The sequence below is a fragment of the Streptomyces hilarionis genome (genome assembly GCF_024539675.1).
Classification (GTDB): domain Bacteria; phylum Actinomycetota; class Actinomycetes; order Streptomycetales; family Streptomycetaceae; genus Streptomyces; species Streptomyces hilarionis.
In genome coordinates this window covers 1-1,377 of sequence record NZ_JAHHIT010000347.1, presented here as the reverse complement: position 1 = coordinate 1,377, position 1,377 = coordinate 1, and the positions used below count along the sequence as shown (strand labels likewise).

Annotated in this window: 1 protein-coding gene; it reads right to left on the bottom strand. The window is 76.0% G+C overall.

All coding sequences use genetic code 11. From position 1 onward, the window contains the following. Positions 1-1,280 (bottom strand): acyltransferase family protein (locus KMS84_RS38525; RefSeq protein ID WP_256921210.1); only part of this gene is annotated, 1,280 nt, incomplete at its 3' end. Between the last annotated feature and the right edge of the window lie 97 nt (positions 1,281-1,377).

Genomic DNA, 1,377 nt, shown 5'->3' with positions numbered 1-1,377 from the left:
GTCTCCGGGCGGTGCCCGGCGTCGGGGGAGGCGCCGGCCGCGTGGGTCAGCCCCACCAGGGCCGTGCCCACCCCCAGCGCCACCGCGGGCCACACCGCAAGCGCGCCCCCGTGGGCGAAACCGTGTCCCGCGAAGTAGGTCAACGCGCAGACGCTGATGCCGAGCCCGCCCCACAGCGGCCAGGCCGCCGCTCCCCGCAGCCCCGCGGCGGGCCGCACCCGCGCCTCCACCCCGGCCACCTGCCGCTCCAACGGCCGCAGTGCCCGCACCACGCCCGCCAGGACGCCGCCCAGCACCAGAAGCCACGGCAGCCGCAGCGCCCACCAGGCGGCGGAGCCGTAAGCGGGTTCGGGAGCGAGACCGGTCAGGTAGAACGCGGCGGCCACGATCGGCACGGGCGCCATGTGCCACAGGTAGAGCGCCATGCTGCCGGCCCCCAGCACCCGCACGGCCCTCCTGATCCGCGCCCGTTCCAGGACCCGTCGCACGACCGGTGCGACGAGCAGGGCCGCCCCGACCTGCGCCACGCCCCAGGCCAGCATGGCGGGCGACGGCGGATCGGCGTTGCTCAGCTCCTGTCCGGTCACCAGGATCAGACTGACGGGAAACGGACCGGGCCCGACCAGCGCGGCGAACGCCGCCCCGCCGCCCACCGCGAGGGCGATCGGCACAGCCGACCGTCCGTCGCGGCCCAGCGACCCGTCCCGCCAGCAGAAGCCGAGCTGGTAGACGACCCCCCACACGAGCAGGTAGTTGAGCGCCCCGACGGCTTCCACGAGCCCGGGGCGCGGTGACCCGGCGGCCGCGAGCGACGCGCCGATGCCGAGCGCCACGACGCCCAGGCCCACGGGGACCCGCACCCCCCACCGCTCGTGCAGGGCGTACATCGCCGGGGTCAGGGCGCTGAGCAGCAGGTACACCGGCAGGAACCAGAACTGCATGGCCATCGCCCACCCCACCAGCGCCAGGGTGGCGGGGTCCACGCCGAGTGCGGCGCTCACGGCGACGGCGATCAGCACGAGACCGCTGTACGCGGCGGCGGGCAGCAGCAGACGCACCGTCCGCTGCCCCACCCATCCGGCGACGGTCCCGCCGGCCGACCGGGCCCGCGCCCAGGAGCCGCCGGCCGCATGCCCCCCGGCCAGGAAGAACAACGGCATGATCTGGAAACCCAGGGTGAGCCACTGCGTCCAGGGCACGGTGGCGAGCAGCTCCGGCGCGACGATCTCCCCGTCCGGTCGCCGGACCAGCCCGGTGATCAGCCAGTGCCCGAGCACCACCAGCGAAATGGCCCAGGCGCGCAGAAAGTCGACGTACTGATCGCGCCCCCGCCCCCGCCCCGCACCGGCATCCAGGTCCCCGCCCCCGAGCGGGGGC